The sequence below is a fragment of the Marinobacterium sediminicola genome (assembly GCF_022343685.1).
Classification (GTDB): Bacteria; Pseudomonadota; Gammaproteobacteria; order Pseudomonadales; family Balneatricaceae; genus Marinobacterium; species Marinobacterium sediminicola.
Genome location: NZ_CP092123.1, coordinates 958205 through 976261, shown reverse-complemented (window position 1 = coordinate 976261; position 18057 = coordinate 958205). Strand labels below are relative to the sequence as shown.

Here is an 18057-nt window from a genome sequence, read left to right as displayed (position 1 = left end):
CTGTACATCTTCCGGCCACACGCCGGCCAACACACCCTGATCACCCCTGTGGGTACGTCCTGCAGACACCTTGTCACAACCCGATGCAGAAGGAGATCGGTATGGAACTGTTTGAACGCTGGGAATCCGAAATTCGCGGTTATTCAAGAGCCTATCCGACGGTCTTTACCAAGGCCTCCAATGCCCGTCAGTTCGACGAACAGGGACGCAGCTATATCGATTTCTTCGCCGGTGCAGGCGTCCTCAACTTCGGTCATAACAATCCACGTATGAAAGAAGCCCTGATCCGTTTCATCGAAGCCGATGGCGTAGCCCACAGCCTCGACATGGCAACCGATGTGAAACGCGAGTTTATCCGTGCCTTCGTAGACACCATCATCAAACCGCGCAACTGGGACTACAGGCTGCAGTTCATGGGCCCGACCGGCACCAATGCGGTGGAAGCGGCGCTGAAGCTGGCCCGGCGAGTCACTGGCCGTAGCCACGTCATCGCCTTCAGCCAGGGCTTTCACGGTATGACCCTTGGCTCACTGGCCTGTACTGCCAACCAGTACTTCCGCAACGCCGCCGGGGTGCCACTCAACCATGTCAGCCACGTGCCCTTTGAAACGCCCAATGGATGCGGCATGGGATGCCTGAATACGCTGCGTGAAACATTGGAGAACAGTTCCAGCGGCGTCGACGCCCCTGCCGCCTTTATCGTCGAGCCACTGCAGGCCGAAGGTGGTGTCAATATCGCCAGCCGCGAGTGGCTGCTGCAGCTGCAGCAACTGGCCCGTGATACCGGCGCTCTGCTGATCTTCGACGACATTCAGGCCGGCTGCGGTCGCACCGGTCAGTATTTCAGTTTCGACGGCATGGGGCTTGATCCCGACATCATCTGCCTGGCCAAGGGGATCGGCGGCTATGGCACACCGCTGGCGATGAATCTGGTCAAGCCGGAGCATGATGCCCACTGGCAGCCGGGTGAGCACACCGGCACCTTCCGCGGACAGGGGTTTTCCTTTGTCGCGGGCCGCGAAGCCCTGCGTTACTTCGAGGATGATGCACTGATGCGTCAAACCCGCGAACGTGGCGAGTCGGTTCATGCCCGCCTGAAAGCACTGGCTGAAACCTATACTGCCGCCGGCTTCGAAGCTCGCGGCAAGGGCATGATGCAGGCACTGGATGTCGTTGAGGGCACCCGTGCCAAAGCCATTGCCCGTGAGTGCTTTGAGCGCGGCCTGCTGGTGGGTCCCTGTGGCGTGGGAGGCCGCGTCGTCAAACTGATTCCGCCCCTGACCATCCCCGATGACGATCTGGAGCAGGGACTGCGCCTGCTGGAAGATGCCGTACACCATGTGATGGAGGCTGAAGATGCGTGAACGCGATGACATGACCTTTCCCATCGAGGAGTATCAGCGCCGCCTTGGCGAGCTGCGCCAGCGCATGGAGAAGCGACTGCTCGATGCGGTGATTATCACCGACCCTGAGAACCTGATGTATCTGACCGACTACCAGACCACGGGCTATTCCTACTTTCAGGCACTGGTAGTCCCCCTCGACGACGAACCCTTCATGATCACGCGAATGATGGAGGAGTCCAACGTTCACGCGCGAACCTGGGTGGAAAAAACGCGCCCCTACTCCGATACCGGTGATGCCATCCAGATGCTGATTGAGTCACTGCGCGAGTTCAACCTGTCGGACAAGGTCCTGGGGTATGAGCGTAACAGTTACTTCTTCCCGGCCTACCATCAGGACTACTTCAAGACCGCGTTCAAGGGCGGTCGCCTGATGGACTGCTTTGGCATTGTCGAAGAGGGACGCAAATGCAAATCGGCGGCTGAACTGGATGTGATGCGCATCGCGGCCCGTGCGGCTCGTGCCGGCATGGAGGCTGGTATCGAGATTTGCCAGGCGGGCGTGACCGAGAACGAAATCGGTGGCGCCATCAGCGCCGCCATGTTCAAGGCCGGAGGCGATTTCCCGGCGGTCATGCCCTATGTCACTTCCGGCCCGCGCACCATGATCGGCCACGCCACCTGGGAAGGCCGAACCGTTCAACCCGGTGAACATGTCTTTCTTGAAGTGGGCGGCTGCTATCGGCGCTACCACACAGCGTTAATGCGTACCGTGGTCTGCGGCGAACTCAGTGACTCCATGTACAAGGCCCAGGAAACCATGAAATTGGCCCTGCGCCAGTTGCGACATGAGCTCAGACCTGGACTGACCGTATCGGATGCCGACCACCTGGTACGGTCAATCATTACCGACAACGAGGTCGGTGCCCGCCTGATCACTCGCTCGGGATACTCTATCGGTATCGCCTTTCCACCCAGCTGGGATGAAGGTTACATCCTCAGCCTTAAAGGCGGGGACAGCTCGGTTCTGGAGCCCGGCATGACCTTCCATGTCATTCCCTGGATGTGGGGCGTGGACGGCGACAAGACCTGCGGGATATCGGATACCTTTTACATTACCGAGCGCGGCTGCGGCTCTTTCTTCGAGGATGTGCCCCAGGATTTTGCCCTTAAACCCGAAACCGGCATGAAGACACAACCGTCACCTGCGCCAGAACACAGGGCACCTGTGCCCATTACGTCAGCCAATGCCGACAAGCCCAAGAAGACACAGAAGCAGGGAGGTGCCCAATAATGCTGAAAGTAATCAATCCCACCACCGGGCAACGGCTGCATGAGTATCCGGCACTTAACCCGGCTGACATGAATGCTCGCATCGCGGCCGCGGAAAACGCCTTCAGGCATTGGCGGCAACAATCGATTGCACAGCGCGCCGAAGTGTTAAACCGCGTGGCGACACTGATGAGAGATCAGGAAACAGAGCTGGCCCGGTTGATGACGCTGGAGATGGGCAAGCCGGTCAAGGAAGCACGAGGTGAAGTCCAGAAGGCCGCCTGGTGTGCCGAGCACTATGCCGCTCATGCCGCTGATTACCTGGCGTCCGTTACACTCAATTCCGATGCCAGCAGCAGCTACGTGCAGCACCTCCCATTGGGGCCCGTGCTTGGGATTCTGCCGTGGAATGCCCCCTTCTGGCTGGCATTCCGTTTCTGCGCTCCGGCGTTAATGGCCGGCAACACGTGCCTGATGAAACATGATCCCCATGTCCCGGCCTGCGCTGAAGCGATCGCTGACCTGTTCGTACAGGCAGAGGCGCCGGCGGGCATATTGCAGAACCTGCCGTTAACAACTTCATCCGTGGAAAGTGCCATTCGCCATCGGGCCGTCAGAGCCGTCTCCTTCACCGGTTCCAGCGCCGCTGGCAGTCGAGTTGCAGCCCTGGCCGCGGCTGAGCTCAAGCCTGCCGTGCTGGAGTTGGGTGGGTCCGATCCGGCCATCGTCCTCAAGGATGCGGACCTGGAAGCTGCTGCCGATGCCATCGTGCTGTCACGCATCATCAATGCGGGCCAGTCCTGCATCGCAGCCAAGCGGATCATCGTGGAAGCCCCGGTGCATGAGCGGTTTGTCGAACTGCTCAAGGACAGGCTTGAGAAGCTGCGCCTTGGTGACCCCTCATCGGTGGAAACGGATATCGGCCCGATTGCCCGTGAAGATCTGCGTGCCGAGCTGGCCCGGCAAGTGGATGAAACCATCGCCGCTGGAGCCGAATGCCTGCTGGGTGGCCAAATGCCCGAAGGCGAGGGATTCTTCTATCCGGTCACGCTGCTCACCGAGGTCAATAACCAGATGACCGCCTGCCGAGAGGAAACCTTCGGCCCTGTCGCCGTAGTACTGAGAGCGAACAGCGCCGAGCACGCGCTTCAGATTGCCAACGATACCGAGTACGGCCTGGCCGCTTCCATATGGACCAACCGACAGCGTGGAGAAGCTCTCGCACAAGAGATAGAGGCCGGACAAGTGGTCGTCAACGGGCTGGTCAAGACCGACCCGCGCCTCCCCAGTGGCGGGATCAAACGTTCAGGCTACGGTCGCGAACTGGGCCCTCACGGCATTATGGAATTCGTCAATGTGCAGCAGGTTTGGGTAGGCCCGAAGCAGGAGTAGTGTAGTTGCACGTGTGTGGAGTAGCGCAGGGAGGCGCTAGCCTCCCAGACGCATCAGCAGGATCGCCAGAATAAGCAGACTGATCCCCAGCCAGCTGATCCAGTTCAGGCGCTGGCCGAAAACCATCCAGGTCGCCAGTGCTGTCCCGGTGATCGACAGCACTCCCCAGATCGCATAGGCCATAAACAGGTCCAGTGTTTGAACGGCCAACGCCAGCAATGCGAAAGCCGACATAATGGCCACTACTGCCAGCGCACCCCAGCGACGGCGACGAAAACCGTCCGAATGCTCCAGCGACAGGTTGGCCATGATATCCAGTACCACCGAGCCCAACAGATAGAACAGGCCTATACTCATGTGACCTCCTCGGCATCCTGCCGGCAATAATGGCCATAGTTGGTCAGGGCCACGCCAATCAACGCCAGCAACAGCCCTGCGGCCTGATACCCAGTGATCTGCTCTCCCAGCCACAGCAGGGACATCAGAGCAATGAGTACCATTCCCATGCCTTCCCAAAAGGCGTTGGCCAGGGTAATCGGGATGCGCAGGGTTGCTCGGCTCAATAACAGGTAGGACAACCCGACCATCGCAACAGCAACCAGAGTACCGTAGAGCAGGTAGCCCTCTTCCACTATCAGCTTCATCAGAGTCGTACCCAACACTTCCCCGACAACCGCCAGAATCAAGAACATCCAATGCATATATACCTCAACTTGCATCCCTGAAGATGCCTCGCCCCTAATAACGCCACTTTATCGATGCACCGAAAGTGTCGCGAGTCGCTCAGCGTCAACTATAATGACGCTGACTTTTCCACAGGCAAAACAACCATGCGTACCGAACACCTGCTCTATTTCGTCACCGTTGCGGAAAAAGGCTCGATTGCCGCCGCCGCAGCCGAGCTGGGGCGTAATCGAAGCACCCTCAGCATGGCGATCAGTGCACTTGAGGATGATCTGAACACACGACTGTTCATGCGCCGAGGCAACAGCCTGGCGTTGTCGCCCGTCGGTGAACTGATTCTGGACGACTGCCAGCGGTTGCTGACGCTGCAAGAAAAAATCCTCTATCAGTGCGCCAATCCTCCCGGTGAGGCGCTGTGCGAACTGAGCATTGGCCGCGATGATGTGCTGACCGAGTCGTTCTGGCGCCGGGTGATCACCCGTATCCGGACCTCGCTGCCTGATATTCGCCTGAGCATGAGGTTTGCCGGCGCCGACGAGTTGCCCGAACTGGTGCGACAGGGTCAGCTGGATCTGGCCTATGCAATGGCCTTCAACCCGGACTACTCGGGAGACAGCCTGTACCAGCAGATCATCACCAAGATCCGGATGCAGATGATGGCATCCGATCAACACCGCCTCGCGCGTCTGACGCACCTGAACAATGCGGACCTCTCCGGCTCTACCCAGATCACCTACCTGGACAGTGATCAGCAGGAGCGTTTCTGGCTTGCCAATCTGGGTACTGCCAGCCTTGCGCTCAGCAGCTTCGAGCTGATCCGGGATGCCATCAAGGACCGGCTGGGATGGGGTTATGTGCCCGAGCCGCTGCTGATCATGGAAGAGGAAGATTCCGCCGGACTGCGTGTGCTTAACCACGGTCTGAACACCGCCTGGTATCCCTATCTGGCGTATAGCCGCGCCCCGCTCTCGTCCCCGAACAAGCCGCACAGCCACACCGACAAAGCGTTGCAACAGGTTCACCGTATCGTCATTGAAGAGATGCAACTGGCGGGCATTCTCTAGCCACTTTCTGCATGAAAAATGGCTCGTTTATAACCTTTCCCTATTTGGCACTTTGTCGAATAGGGATTAGGATTGCTTATATCCAATTACGTTATAAGCATATAATAAAAAGAAATTTCACCCTGGAGGCGTTATGCAACCGACCGTTACTGCTTTCTTTGACGAGCCTACTTTTACCTACAGCTACGTGGTTCAGGACCCGAGCTCAAACCACTGCGCCATCATCGACTCAGTACTCGACTTCGACTACGCCGCCGGCAAGACGTCCACGGATTCGGCCGACGCTATCCTTGATTTCGTGGCAAACAAGGGCCTGACCGTGGACTGGATTCTGGAAACCCACGTCCATGCCGACCACCTGTCGGCCGCTCCCTATCTGCAGCAACGCACCGGCGGTAAGCTTGGCATTGGCGCTCACATCACCACAGTGCAGGAAACCTTCGGCAAGGCGTTCAATACCGGTACCGAATTTGCCCGTGACGGCAGCCAGTTCGATGCTCTTTTCAATGACAACGACAGCATTCGCATCGGCAATCTCGAAGGCCTGGCGATGCATACCCCGGGTCACACTCCAGCTTGCATGACGTATGTTTTCGGCGATGCTGCGTTTGTCGGCGATACCCTGTTCATGCCGGACTATGGCACCGCACGCTGCGACTTCCCGGGCGGTGATGCCCGCGTCCTGTACAAGTCGATCCAGAAAGTGTTCACCCTGCCCGACGAAACCCGCCTGTTCATGTGCCACGACTACAAGGCACCCGGTCGTGAAGAATACGCCTACCAGACCAGCGTAGCCGAAGAGCGAAAACATAACGTTCATGTCAAAACCGGGATCAGCGAGGAAGACTTCGTACGGATGCGTACTGAACGTGATGCCACTCTCGACATGCCACGCCTGATCCTGCCGTCGGTTCAGGTCAACATGCGTGCCGGCCAGATGCCGCCGGCCGAGAACAACGGGCAGGTTTACCTGAAAGTCCCGATCAACCTGTTCTGAACCCTCCAGCCAAAAATAACAATACAGGAGCAGTCAACGTGGAAATTCATCAGCTAACCCCCTTCCTCAGTGTCAGTCCGCAGATAACCGCCGCCGATGTCGGCGTCGCCGCCTCCATGGGCTTCAAGGCGATCATTTGCAACCGACCTGAAAAGGAGAGTCAGGACCAGCCTGATATGCAGGCGATCCGTGAAGCCGCCAAACGCCATGGACTGGAGTGGCACTATCAGCCGGTTGTGTCGGGTCAAATTACTGACGCCGATGTCGTCCGCTTTGGCGAGCTGATGAACCAGCTCAAGGGCCCTGTATTGGCCTTCTGTCGCACCGGCACCCGCTGCAGCACTCTCTGGGCCCTTTCCGAAGCGCCGCGACTGGACGTGGAAGCCATCCTGAGAGCCTGCGCAGCAGCTGGCTACGATCTCGGTGCTCAGCGTGAACGCATTGAACAACTGGCCGCCAGCTCTCAGCCGGCAAACCAGAAAATCCGGGTTGCCGCCAAACGCCACGACGTTCTGATTATCGGCGGCGGTGCAGCCGGACAGGCCGTCACCGGCAGCCTGCTCAAACGCCGACCTGATCTGGATATCGCTATCATCGAACCCCGTCAGGAACACTATTATCAGCCCGGCTGGACGCTGGTAGGCGGCGGCGTTTTCGAGCGCAAGCAGACCGTCCGCCCCATGGCGGAAGTCATGCCGCAACAGGTCAAATGGTACCAGGCCGCTGCAGCATCCTTTCTTCCTGAACAGCAGCAGGTTGTGCTCGAAGACGGTGAGCATCTGGGCTATCGAATCCTCATTGTCGCCCCGGGACTGACGCTGGACTGGGATGCCATTCCGGGCCTGCGAGAAACTCTGGGCCGAAACGGTGTCACTTCCAATTACCGTTTTGATCTCGCTCCATATACCTGGGAGCTGGTGCAAAGCACGCGCAAAGGCAAGGCGCTGTTTACTCAACCGCCGATGCCGATCAAATGTGCCGGCGCTCCGCAAAAGGCGATGTATCTGGCCTGCGACCATTGGCAGCAGAAGGGCAATCTCAAGGATCTTAATATCGAGTTTTGTACCGCCGGTGCTGCTTTGTTCGGTGTCGCCGACTATGTGCCTGCACTGATGGAATATGTTGAGCGCTATGGCATTCACCTTAATTACCAGCACAACCTGATCGCAGTCGAGGGTGACAAGCGACTGGCCCGGTTCAAGGTCACCCGAGCGGACGGTGAAACCGAAGAAGTGGAAAAGTCCTTCGATATGCTTCATGTCTGTCCACCTCAGCGAGCCCCCCGCTTTATCAGCGACAGCCCCCTCGCTGATGAGGCCGGATGGATAGAACTGAATCCGGAAACGCTGCAGCACAGCCGCTATGGTGACATTTTCGGTCTCGGAGATGCAGGCAACACGCCCAATGCCAAAACAGCGGCAGCAGTCCGCAAGCAGGCCCCGGTCGTGGCCGAAAATGTGTTGATGGCCCTTGATGGCAAGGCACCGCGAGCCGTCTACGATGGCTACGGCTCCTGCCCGTTGACAGTAGAGCGCGGCAAGATCGTGCTGGCCGAATTTGGTTATGGCGGCAAGTTGCTGCCCAGCTTCCCGACCTGGCTGGTCGAAGGCACCCGCCCCAGCCGTTTTTCCTGGCTGCTGAAGGAAAAGATGCTGCCCTGGATCTACTGGAACGCCATGCTCAAAGGAAAAGAATGGCTGGCCGGGCCGGAGATTCTGCACCATCGCCCGGCAGAGCACGAAGCCTCTGCGGCTTGTGACTTCGCCGATAAAAAGTAACGCTGAACGCCCCGAACAGGATGCGAATTGATGTTGGAACGCTACCTCCCGATACTGCAGTGGCTGAAGGTCTACAACCGCAGCACGCTGACCAGCGACCTTATTGCGGCCATGATCGTCACCATCATGCTGATCCCGCAATCGTTGGCCTACGCCCTGCTTGCCGGTCTGCCGGCTGAGGTTGGCCTCTACGCCAGCATCCTGCCTCTGGTGGCCTATGCCGTGTTCGGCACCAGCCGGACGCTTGCCGTAGGGCCTGTCGCGGTGGTCTCGCTGATGACCGCCGCGGCTGTCGGCAACCTGGCACTGCAAGGTACCGCAGAATACCTCACCGCGGCTATCGCCCTTGCCTTTCTGTCCGGGGTGATCCTGATTCTGATGGGCCTGCTGCGCCTTGGCATTTTGGCCAACTTTCTCAGTCATCCGGTGATCTCCGGCTTTATCACCGCCTCGGGCATCATCATTGCCGCCAGTCAGCTGAAGCACATCCTGGGTGTCGATGCCAGTGGTCATAATCTGCTGGAAATCCTGATGTCGATCACCGCCAACCTGGGGCAAATCAACCTGCCGACGTTGATCATCGGCATCAGTGCCACCGCCTTCCTGTTCTGGGTACGCAAACAGCTGAAGCCGCTACTGATCGGTCTGGGTTTGCCCGAACGGCTGGCCGATATCCTCGCCAAGGCGGGTCCGGTACTGGCCGTCGCTGTAACCACACTGGCCACTTGGGGGATGGATTTGCAGAGTCGTGGCGTCAAGGTTGTCGGCGAGGTCCCGAGTGGCCTGCCGGGGTTACAGCTACCCGGTTTTGATGCCGACCTCTGGCAACAGCTGCTGATATCCGCACTGCTGATCAGCATTGTCGGCTTTGTCGAATCGGTATCCGTGGCCCAGACACTGGCATCCAAACGCCGCCAGCGAATATCTCCGGATCAGGAGTTGATCGGCCTGGGCAGCTCCAACATTGCGTCGGCCGTATCGGGTGGCTTTCCGGTCACGGGGGGGTTTTCTCGCTCCGTGGTCAATTTCGATGCAGGTGCCGAAACGCCTGCAGCAGGTGCATTCACGGCGGCAGGCATCGCCATCGCAACACTGGTACTGACACCGCTGATCTTCTTCCTGCCCAAGGCCACACTGGCAGCCACCATCATTGTGGCAGTGCTGTCTCTGGTCGACCTGGGGGCCTTGAAACGAACCTGGGACTTTTCCCGCAGCGACTTTGCCGCCATGCTGGCGACCATTGCGCTAACGCTGGTAGAGGGCGTCGAACTGGGCATCATCGCTGGTGTCGGCCTGTCGATCCTGCTTTACCTCTACCGTACCAGCAAACCGCACAGTGCCATCGTGGGCCGGGTGCCGGGCACCGAACATTTCCGCAACGTGGACCGTTTCAATGTTGAGACCTGCCGTCAGATCCTGACCCTGCGCGTGGATGAAAGCCTGTATTTTGCCAACGCCCGCTATCTGGAAGATCGGGTATACGACCTGGTGGCCCAGAAGCCGGACGTAAAGCACCTGGTACTGATGTGCCCGGCGGTTAACCTTATTGACGCTTCGGCACTGGAGAGCCTGGAGGCGATCAACCACCGACTCAAGGACAGCGGCGTGACCTTCCACCTTTCAGAGGTCAAGGGGCCCGTAATGGACAGCCTCAAACGGACCCATTTTCTTGATGAGTTAACGGGGCAGGTTTTTCTCAGTCAGTATGCAGCCTGGGAAACACTGGGCCGCCAGACCGGTTGCAACCACGGTATTGAAACTAGAGCCAGCGCCTGACGCGGCGGCAGTAATCACGATACTCATCTCCAAACAGCCGTGCCAGTATCCGCTCTTCAGGGCGGATCTGGAAACGGGTCATCCACAATACGAATAGAGCCCATCCCAGAGGGGACAGGACCCACCCCAAATACAGCGCCCAGGCAACGAGCATCAGCACCAGTGACAGGTACATGGGATTTCGGCTGTATCGGTAAATACCTCGCACCACCAGATGGCTGCTTTTCTCAGGACAGTGCGGATGCACGGTGGTACCGACCCTGACAAAGTGGGCAACCGCCATCATGCCCAAAAGCATTGCCAGGACCATGACGATAATGGCCCATCGGGGGTCCAGCGGCACCTGCATGAACGCCGGAGAGACTTGATCCCCTGCATACATCAACAAAGCCACCAGCGTGGCAATCGCAGGAGGCGGGAGTTTCAACTCGAGTGATGACACAATTCTGGCCCCCCTGGCATGAAATGATGACGCACAGCCCCGGCCAGGTCGGCCTCCCTGCGCCGGTTCCAACAATCTGAAGACTACCTCGCCCGAACTGAATGGCAAACCGAAGTCTCCTCATCATCGTAACAACGGTATATCCGAGGAGATATCATGAACACAGGACTTTATTGGCTTACGCAGGATTTGCGCCTGGACGACAACCCGGTCCTCGCCCATGCGGCGAACAGCTGTGATCATCTGCTGTGCGTCTACATTATGGATCCATCGCTTGAATCACGACCGCACTTCAACAGTGTGCGCATGGGGAGCAAGCGCCAACGATTTCTGCATGAAGCGCTTTGGGACCTTGAGCAACAACTGCAGTCCCTGGGACAGCGGTTGCTGCTGCTAAAAGGGGATCCAGTTGAGCAACTGTCCCAACTCATCATTCGTCATCATCCAGGCAGTCTTCACCTGTCGCGCCCCTCGGGCCTGTATGAGAGTAAACAGCTCGCTATCTTGTCCAAACGTTTCCCGTTCATGAAGGTTGAACTTGATGACAGCTACACCCTGTATACCCGGGATCAAATGCGCAACGTGTGGGAGACGTTTCCAGCCAGCTTTTCCAAATTCCGGCGTGCGGTTGAGCCGTTGCAGGTCAGCCCCCCCTTGCCACGTATCCAACGGCTTCCTCCAATGCCCGTGGTCGACAACGAAGTCATAGCGACCCTGCCTAACCCTGCCCCGCGCAATTCAGACGACTGGTTTACCGGAGGCGAGCTGGCAGCACAGGCCCATCTGGCCCGCTATTTCACTTCGGATCTACCGCTTCACTACAAGCAGGTTCGCAATGAGCTGGACGGCCTGGAAAAGGGCACCCGCTTTTCCCCCTGGCTGGCACAGGGCAGCCTGTCACCCCGCCGTGTTGTTCATCAGTTGAAGCGCTATGAGCAGCAACATGGTGCCAATGATTCTACCTACTGGATTTTCTTTGAGCTTTTATGGCGGGAGTTTTTCCAGTGGTACGCCCGAGAACATGGTTACCGCCTGTTTCATCCGCGCGGCATCAAATCCAGCCCCACCCTGACGAGTTTTTATCCACAGCGCTTCAAAGCCTGGTGCGAAGGCTCAACGCCCTGGCCCCTGATCAATGCGTGCATGCATCAGCTGCGGCAAACCGGCTGGATGTCCAATCGCGGCCGTCAGATTGTCGCCAGCTGCCTGGTCAACGAGCTGCAACTGGACTGGCGCTATGGCGCGGCCTGGTTCGAGCAGGAACTGATTGACTACGATGTCGCCAGCAACTGGGGCAACTGGCAATATCTGGCCGGTGTGGGAGCCGATCCCAAGGGTAAACGCCATTTCAACATCGACAAACAGACACAACTGTATGATCCAGACCATGCCTTTATCGAGCATTGGCATGGGCGCTCACAGCAACTGGCAACGGACCATGTCGATGCAGCGGACTGGCCCATCATACCGGGCCGGTATTACCAATAAGCCTGTCACCCCATAAACTCGGACAAACTGAGTCAACTTGCATATTGTTTAGCTGTATACTGGTCGCACCGATCAATATATGGAGCGATATTGTCAATTATGGCTAACAAACGCCTATCACGTGCCGACTGGGTTAATGCGGCCACTCAAGTTCTGGCCACCAGTGGTATTGATATGGTCCGCGTTGATAACCTGGCCAAGAAATTGAAAATAACTCGCGGCAGCTTCTATTACCATTTTGACAGCCGCAAAGAGCTGTTACAGGCGGTTCTCGACAGCTGGCGCCTTAAGGCCACGGAAGCGGTGATTGAAAGTCTCAAGATGAGATCTTCCGACAGCAAGGAACAGCTGCTGGAGCTGATTGCTTTGCCGTTGAAAGGTGACAAGGCCCAGAAAGCCGCGTCCATCGAGATTTCGCTGCGCGCATGGGCTCGTCGTGACGAGATTGCGCGAGCCACCGTCGATGAAGTCGACAGCTACCGTATCAGTTTCATTGAGGATTTGTTCAAGGATATGGGGCACTCTCCCCAGCAGGCCAAGGATCTGGCGCATCTGATGTATTCCTTCCTGATCGCCTCATCGCTGGTTGAGCCAGAAGCCTCAGAGGACGTTCGCCGAGAGCGCGCACAGCGTATCGCCAACTTTCTTGCTGACAACTGCCCTCTTTCGGAGTGCAAGTTCAGAGGACAGGCATAAAAAAACGGCTACCATCAGGGCACTGAATGGTAGCCGTGGTTCAAGACCCCTCTTACATCATGTCAACGAGAACCAAAGACAACGCAGGGAACGCAATAATCAGCATGAGGCGGAAAATATCCGCTATCAGGAAGGGAAAGACCCCTTTGAAGATGACCTTAAGGTCAACCTCGGGCACCACTGACTTCAAGACAAACACGTTGAGTCCAACTGGAGGCGTGATCAGGCTGATTTCAGTGGCAATAACCACGATAATCCCAAACCAGATCAGATCCATACCCATTCCCTGCACCACCGGATAGAACACCGGTACTGTCAACAGAAGCATGGAGATCGATTCCAGCACCGCACCCAACACAAAGTAGATCAGGATGATCACCATCAGCACTCCAATCAGGCCCAGGTTCAGCCCTTCTATCCATTCCACGATGGTGAATGGCAGATTGGATACGTTGACCAGGTTGGCGAAGACCAGGGAGCCGATCAGGATGGCCACCAGTGACACCGTGGTGGCTGCCGAGTCCTCCAGCGCTTCCTGCATTTTTTCCATGCACAGCTTGCCACGAATCAGGGTGATCAGAATGGCGCCAACGGAGCCAACTCCAGCCGCCTCAGTCGGAGAGAAGAAGCCGAAATAAATCCCGCCCAGCACAACGACGATCAACAGTGAAAATGCCCACAGCTGACGGATAGCCAATAGCTTGTCCTTAAAACTCGCCTCATCGCTGTCAGTGCACTTGTCCTTAAGGACATGAACGGTAAAGAGTACGGCAGCAATGTAGAAAAGCACGCCGATGATGCCCGGAATGACACCGGCGACAAACAGTTTACCGATATCCGTTTCCGTAATAATGCCGTAAAAAACCAGCGCAATAGAGGGTGGAATAAGAATACCCAAGGTTCCGCCTGCCGCGATTGAGCCGGTTGCCAGACCATCGCTGTAGCCAAACTTTTTCATCGACGGATAGGCGATACGCGTCATGGTTGCCGCCGTTGCAAAGCTGGAACCACAGAAGGTACTGAAGCCTCCCGAGGCGCCAATCGTTGTGATCGCCAGCCCCCCCTTGTGATGACCCACCAGCGCATGAGTCGCGTTGTACAACTCCTCTGCCAGACCGGAGCGGCTGATGATATTGCCCATCAAAATGAACAGGGGAATGACGGCAAACTCATAGGAGAGTACGGTTTCCGTCGCGATCATCCCCAACTGACTCAGGGCCGCACTCCAGCCCTGGTAGTGTGACAAACCAATAATCCCTACCAGGCCGGTCGCGATGGCGATGGGGACACGAAGAAACAGCAGTATCAACAGTACTGTGAAAGCAATCAGCATTTCCATGGGTAATCCTCAAGCCTCTCCTTGTTCTCTGTCCGGATAGGCCACCACAAGGCTCACCAGCGCGATGATTGCGAATACCGACATGGCCGCAATCACAATCCACTTTTCCAGTCCTAGGAACATGAAAATATCCCCAAACTGTTTTGACTCTTCCATTTGCTTGTAAACCATATATACAAGCGTGGAAAAGAAACCGAGTTCAATTAAATAGCCAAACCAGGCAATAACTTCACCCGCTTTGCCTTTAAATAGTTTTTCCAATAAATCAATTCGGACGTGTTTGCGCTTTTTATGCACATGATAAAGTCCGGAGTAAAAACAGATGCCCAGACAGATCCCAACGACCTCGTACGAGAACCCGATGGGACTGTTGAAAACAACCCGCCCGAATACATCCATGAATGTAATTCCGGACATGACGATCAGTGCCAGAATGGAGATTTTGGCACAGAGGTATTCCATCAAGTTGAGCAGTGAAATCCGCATAACAACCTCGGTGGGAAGTGTCGCGCCCCGACCCGGAGCGCGACAGCAAACCTTTATTGAGCGATCTTGTCGATCTCTTGACGGTAGAAGTCAATCGCCTCCTGACCGTTGACCCCTTCCAGCTCGGCTTTGGCCAGCCAGGCGACACGGATAGGCTCAAACGCCTGATCAATCGCCTCATTGAGTTCACCATCGGCCAGAATGTAATTCTCGCCGAGGCGAGACTTCAGCTGCTCGCGTGCCATGACATCGTTTTCATGCCAGAGGCTACCCATGCGAACGGCCAATTTCTCACCCGAGATCGACATAATCGCCTCGCGGTCAGCTTCACTGATCTGATTCCACTTGTCCTTGTTCATGATGACAAAGGTGCTGTTGGTGAAAATGCCGCCCGGAATCTGAGTGATTTTTTCAACGTAATTGTCGACCTTGAAGCCGGTCAGCAGCTCATCTGACAAGGTGGTGCCGTCAATGATGCCGCGGGACAGAAACTCACGCAGTTCGGACAGAGAACCTGCAATCGGGACCGCGCCCAGTGTCTTGAGGGCATCCCCTACGACGCTGGTCTGAACACGAATTTTCTTGCCGCTGAAATCGCCCGGGCTGGTGATGGCATCCTCTTTCATGTGGATGTTGCCACCAGAGGTTACATGGACGGCCAGAGTCACAACGTCCTGATGCATACCGGCCGGTTTGAAGTATTTTTCAAACAGGCGCCAGTAGGCAGCGGAGCTGATGCCGGCATTTTCGTTGGTAAAGGGCAGCTCAACCATTTCGGTCAGCGGGAAGGCACCGGGCGCATAACCATGAGGCCCCCAGGCAATGTCGGCAATACCGTTCACCACAGCCTGATAGTTGCGGGTCGGCGGAGCCAGAGGTTTGGCCGAAGGCATCACCTTGACACGTCCTTCGGTGACCTTTTCGATCTCGTCAAAGTACTGGTAAAGGCCATCCTTCTGTGACCAGTGCTGAGACGGGAACCACTGGTTGTATCTGAGCGTTACATCAGCGGCCCAGCTGGCGGTAGATGTAATGAGAGCACCGGTCAGGACGAGTCCGGCTTTGAACACTTTAGTAGTCTTCATCGACATTGTTATGGCTCCAATTGTTATTATGATTCTTACATACAGTACAGTACTGTATTTTCAACACACCTGTATGTTTTTGCAACATTGCGGTGCTAGTACTTAAGTCGGATCAGGAAAGCCCGAAGGGGCTCAGCAAGATTGAAACATGCGGAGCAGCAGGGCTGCTCCGGCATCCGGTCGATCAAACAAAGGCATCTGCAAAGAAGTTGCTCTGATCCAGATCGCATTCAGCCACAAAATCACGGCGAGCTGAGTCAATCACAACCGGGGCGCCACAGGCATACACCTGGTATCCGGACAGGTCGCTGTAGTCCTCCATGACCGCCGCATGGACAAAACCGGTACGCCCCTCCCAATCGGACAGATCATCTGAAAGTACAGGTGTGTACTCAAACCAGTCCAGATCGGACTGCCACTGGCGGCAGAGTTCATCCATGTACAGGTCCTGAGCACGACGCCCGCCCCAGTACAGGTGCACCCTGCGTCCTTTACCAGTCGCGATCAGCTGCTCCATCAGCGCCTTGATCGGTGCAAAGCCGGTACCACTGGCCAGGAAGATCGCAGGTGCGTCACTGTCGCGCAGATAGAAGGTGCCGAAGGGTCCTTCTATCGTCACCACATTCTTGAGTTGGACGTCCTCAAAGATCATCGGTGTCGCTTGACCGCCCGGCACCAGACGGATATGCAGTTCGATGCTGCCGTCAACAGCCTCAGCAGTCGCCATGGAGTAACTCCGTGTTACGACATTTTTGATGGTCAAATCCACGTACTGGCCCGGGACATAGTTGAACACCGCCCCCGGCGCCAGCTTGCAGGTCAGCTTGACGACATCATCAGCCAACTGCTCCTTGCCCATTACTCGGGCAGCGACTTTCTGTACCGTTACGCCTTCAAAGCTGGTGACTTCCGGCGAGTGCAGGACCACATCGCTGAGCGCCTTCGCCTGACAGGTCAGTACGGTTGTACCCGCAATATCAGTCTCACTCAGTACCAATCCCTCAGGATATTCCACCTGGCCTGACTTCAGCTCGGTCCGACAGTCACCGCACTGGCCATCTCGACAGCCATGCTTGAGCACAACGCCAGCCTTGAGACCGGCATCAAGAATGCTGGTATCTGCTTGAACTTCATACGTTTTTCCAACCGGATTTACCGTCACGACGTGGCCCATCAGATCAGCCCCTTCTCTTTCGCCATGGTCAGTGCCAGGTCTTCAATCATGTCTTCCTGACCACCGACGGTACCGCGGCGACCAAGCTCTACCAGAATGTCACGGGCCTGAATGCCATACTTCTTCTCCGCGCGCTGGGCAAACAGCAGGAAGGAGGAGTAGACGCCGGCGTAGCCCAGGGTCAGCGCATCGCGGTCTACGCGGATCGGCTGATCCATGATCGGGAACACCCGGTCTTCGGCCACGTCCATGATCTTGTACAGATCAATACCGGTCTCGACGCCCATGCGATCCAGCACGGCGCAGAACACTTCCAGCGGCGTGTTGCCGGCACCGGCCCCCAGACCGGCGACGGAGCCATCGACACGAGACGCGCCCGCTTCGATCGCCGCCAGCGAGTTGGCGATCGCCATGCCCATGTTGTGGTGACCGTGGAAGCCGATCTCGACATTGCTCGGCAGTTCAGCGCGCAGCAGGCCGATCTTGGCGGTCACTTCATCCGGCAGCATGTAACCGGCGGAGTCGGTGGCGTAGATGCAGTTGGCACCGTAGCTGACCATCAGCCTGGCCTGCTCGAGGATCTTCTCCGGGCTGACCATGTGGGCCATCATCAGGAAGCCCACGGTGTCCATTTCCATTTTGGCGGCCATGCCGATGTGCTGTTCGGACACGTCCGCTTCGGTGCAGTGGGTCGCCACACGGATGGTGGACACGCCCAGATCTTTCGCCATTTTCAGATGATCGACGGTACCGATGCCCGGCAACAGCAGGGCGGAAACCTTGGCATTTTTCATCTTGGGAATGACCGCACCCAGATACTCTTCGTCGCTATGCGCCGGAAAACCGTAGTTGACCGACGTGCCGCCGAGGCCATCGCCGTGGGTGACTTCGATCAGCGGCATGCCCGCTTCATCCAGGCCGGTGGCGATGTTGACCATCTCGTCGAGACTGATCTGGTGACGCTTGGCGTGCATGCCGTCACGCAGAGACATGTCGTGCAGCGTGACTTTCTTACCGTTCAGATTCATATTGCTTTCCTCC

Annotated in this window: 17 protein-coding genes; 9 read left to right on the top strand and 8 right to left on the bottom strand. The window is 56.9% G+C overall.

Annotation, left to right across the window (positions count from 1 at the left end; translation table 11 throughout):
* Positions 1–101 precede the first annotated feature (101 nt).
* From LN244_RS04595 to LN244_RS04585, 3 genes are read left to right on the top strand one after another with little or no spacing between them, the layout of a single operon-like run.
* Positions 102–1364 carry an aspartate aminotransferase family protein gene (locus tag LN244_RS04595; protein WP_239041672.1) on the top strand — a complete coding sequence of 421 codons (1263 nt, stop codon included), beginning with the start codon at positions 102–104 and terminating at the stop codon, positions 1362–1364.
* On the top strand, positions 1357–2637 hold the full coding sequence (gene doeA / locus LN244_RS04590) for an ectoine hydrolase (protein WP_239041671.1): 1281 nt from the start codon (positions 1357–1359) through the stop codon (positions 2635–2637). The genes LN244_RS04595 and doeA overlap by 8 nt, the downstream gene beginning before the upstream one ends.
* A complete protein-coding gene (locus LN244_RS04585) occupies positions 2637–4007 on the top strand; it encodes an NAD-dependent succinate-semialdehyde dehydrogenase (protein WP_239041670.1) in 1371 nt (456 codons plus the stop codon). Before doeA ends, LN244_RS04585 begins: the two co-directional genes overlap by 1 nt.
* A 36-nt stretch (positions 4008–4043) precedes the next feature.
* On the opposite strand, the gene LN244_RS04580 is transcribed toward LN244_RS04585, so the two are convergent.
* Both LN244_RS04580 and LN244_RS04575 read right to left on the bottom strand, forming a co-directional pair.
* Positions 4044–4364: an SMR family transporter gene (locus tag LN244_RS04580; protein ID WP_239041669.1), complete on the bottom strand. Its 321-nt coding sequence runs from the start codon at positions 4362–4364 to the stop codon at positions 4044–4046.
* Positions 4361–4708: a DMT family transporter gene (locus LN244_RS04575; protein WP_239041668.1), complete on the bottom strand. Its 348-nt coding sequence runs from the start codon at positions 4706–4708 to the stop codon at positions 4361–4363. Before LN244_RS04575 ends, LN244_RS04580 begins: the two co-directional genes overlap by 4 nt.
* Before the next feature lie 129 nt (positions 4709–4837).
* Between LN244_RS04575 and LN244_RS04570 the strand changes: the two genes are divergently transcribed.
* The 4 genes from LN244_RS04570 (at position 4838) to LN244_RS04555 (ending at position 10306) form a co-directional block, all read left to right on the top strand.
* Positions 4838–5755 carry a LysR family transcriptional regulator gene (locus LN244_RS04570; RefSeq protein WP_239041667.1) on the top strand — a complete coding sequence of 306 codons (918 nt, stop codon included), beginning with the start codon at positions 4838–4840 and terminating at the stop codon, positions 5753–5755.
* Positions 5756–5888: 133 nt separating this feature from the next.
* Complete coding sequence (locus LN244_RS04565; RefSeq protein WP_239041666.1) at positions 5889–6752, top strand: MBL fold metallo-hydrolase; 864 nt, start codon at positions 5889–5891, stop codon at positions 6750–6752.
* A gap of 38 nt (positions 6753–6790) precedes the next feature.
* On the top strand, positions 6791–8530 hold the full coding sequence (locus LN244_RS04560) for a bifunctional protein tyrosine phosphatase family protein/NAD(P)/FAD-dependent oxidoreductase (protein ID WP_239041665.1): 1740 nt from the start codon (positions 6791–6793) through the stop codon (positions 8528–8530).
* A gap of 30 nt (positions 8531–8560) precedes the next feature.
* A complete protein-coding gene (locus tag LN244_RS04555; RefSeq protein ID WP_239041664.1) occupies positions 8561–10306 on the top strand; it encodes a SulP family inorganic anion transporter in 1746 nt (581 codons plus the stop codon).
* Here LN244_RS04555 and LN244_RS04550 read toward each other — a convergent pair.
* Positions 10290–10748 (bottom strand): methyltransferase family protein, encoded by a 459-nt coding sequence (locus LN244_RS04550; RefSeq protein ID WP_239041663.1) that lies wholly within the window; start codon positions 10746–10748, stop codon positions 10290–10292. The genes LN244_RS04555 and LN244_RS04550 overlap by 17 nt on opposite strands.
* A 156-nt stretch (positions 10749–10904) precedes the next feature.
* Here LN244_RS04550 and LN244_RS04545 point away from each other — a divergent pair, with 156 nt between their 5' ends.
* Together LN244_RS04545 and LN244_RS04540 are read left to right on the top strand one after the other, a co-directional pair.
* Positions 10905–12236, top strand: a complete 1332-nt coding sequence (locus LN244_RS04545; RefSeq protein ID WP_239041662.1) for a DASH family cryptochrome — start codon at positions 10905–10907, stop codon at positions 12234–12236.
* Between the two features lie 99 nt (positions 12237–12335).
* Complete coding sequence (locus LN244_RS04540) at positions 12336–12932, top strand: TetR/AcrR family transcriptional regulator (RefSeq protein WP_239041661.1); 597 nt, start codon at positions 12336–12338, stop codon at positions 12930–12932.
* 52 nt (positions 12933–12984) lie between these two features.
* Here the strand turns inward: LN244_RS04540 and LN244_RS04535 are convergent, their stop codons facing one another.
* From LN244_RS04535 to dmpG, 5 genes are all read right to left on the bottom strand, one after another.
* Positions 12985–14271: a TRAP transporter large permease gene (locus LN244_RS04535; protein WP_239041660.1), complete on the bottom strand. Its 1287-nt coding sequence runs from the start codon at positions 14269–14271 to the stop codon at positions 12985–12987.
* Between the two features lie 9 nt (positions 14272–14280).
* On the bottom strand, positions 14281–14757 hold the full coding sequence (locus LN244_RS04530; protein ID WP_239041659.1) for a TRAP transporter small permease: 477 nt from the start codon (positions 14755–14757) through the stop codon (positions 14281–14283).
* Between the two features lie 53 nt (positions 14758–14810).
* On the bottom strand, positions 14811–15848 hold the full coding sequence (locus LN244_RS04525) for a TRAP transporter substrate-binding protein (RefSeq protein WP_239041658.1): 1038 nt from the start codon (positions 15846–15848) through the stop codon (positions 14811–14813).
* A gap of 178 nt (positions 15849–16026) precedes the next feature.
* Entirely contained in the window at positions 16027–17016 is a 990-nt protein-coding gene (locus LN244_RS04520) for an FAD-binding oxidoreductase (RefSeq protein WP_239041657.1), read from the bottom strand.
* Complete coding sequence (dmpG, locus tag LN244_RS04515) at positions 17016–18044, bottom strand: 4-hydroxy-2-oxovalerate aldolase (protein ID WP_239041656.1); 1029 nt, start codon at positions 18042–18044, stop codon at positions 17016–17018. Before dmpG ends, LN244_RS04520 begins: the two co-directional genes overlap by 1 nt.
* Between the last annotated feature and the right edge of the window lie 13 nt (positions 18045–18057).

What these genes read in the sequence shown, in the direction of transcription:
- LN244_RS04575 (WP_239041668.1), bottom strand. Translation starts at nt 4,708, where the DNA reads ATGCATTGGATGTTCTTGATTCTGGCGGTTGTCGGGGAAGTGTTGGGT.
- LN244_RS04525 (WP_239041658.1), bottom strand. Translation starts at nt 15,848, where the DNA reads ATGTCGATGAAGACTACTAAAGTGTTCAAAGCCGGACTCGTCCTGACC.
- dmpG (WP_239041656.1), bottom strand. Translation starts at nt 18,044, where the DNA reads ATGAATCTGAACGGTAAGAAAGTCACGCTGCACGACATGTCTCTGCGT.
- LN244_RS04540 (WP_239041661.1), top strand. Translation starts at nt 12,336, where the DNA reads ATGGCTAACAAACGCCTATCACGTGCCGACTGGGTTAATGCGGCCACT.
- LN244_RS04570 (WP_239041667.1), top strand. Translation starts at nt 4,838, where the DNA reads ATGCGTACCGAACACCTGCTCTATTTCGTCACCGTTGCGGAAAAAGGC.
- LN244_RS04545 (WP_239041662.1), top strand. Translation starts at nt 10,905, where the DNA reads ATGAACACAGGACTTTATTGGCTTACGCAGGATTTGCGCCTGGACGAC.
- LN244_RS04595 (WP_239041672.1), top strand. Translation starts at nt 102, where the DNA reads ATGGAACTGTTTGAACGCTGGGAATCCGAAATTCGCGGTTATTCAAGA.
- LN244_RS04565 (WP_239041666.1), top strand. Translation starts at nt 5,889, where the DNA reads ATGCAACCGACCGTTACTGCTTTCTTTGACGAGCCTACTTTTACCTAC.
- doeA (WP_239041671.1), top strand. Translation starts at nt 1,357, where the DNA reads ATGCGTGAACGCGATGACATGACCTTTCCCATCGAGGAGTATCAGCGC.
- LN244_RS04555 (WP_239041664.1), top strand. Translation starts at nt 8,561, where the DNA reads ATGTTGGAACGCTACCTCCCGATACTGCAGTGGCTGAAGGTCTACAAC.
- LN244_RS04520 (WP_239041657.1), bottom strand. Translation starts at nt 17,016, where the DNA reads ATGGGCCACGTCGTGACGGTAAATCCGGTTGGAAAAACGTATGAAGTT.
- LN244_RS04530 (WP_239041659.1), bottom strand. Translation starts at nt 14,757, where the DNA reads ATGCGGATTTCACTGCTCAACTTGATGGAATACCTCTGTGCCAAAATC.
- LN244_RS04585 (WP_239041670.1), top strand. Translation starts at nt 2,637, where the DNA reads ATGCTGAAAGTAATCAATCCCACCACCGGGCAACGGCTGCATGAGTAT.
- LN244_RS04535 (WP_239041660.1), bottom strand. Translation starts at nt 14,271, where the DNA reads ATGGAAATGCTGATTGCTTTCACAGTACTGTTGATACTGCTGTTTCTT.
- LN244_RS04580 (WP_239041669.1), bottom strand. Translation starts at nt 4,364, where the DNA reads ATGAGTATAGGCCTGTTCTATCTGTTGGGCTCGGTGGTACTGGATATC.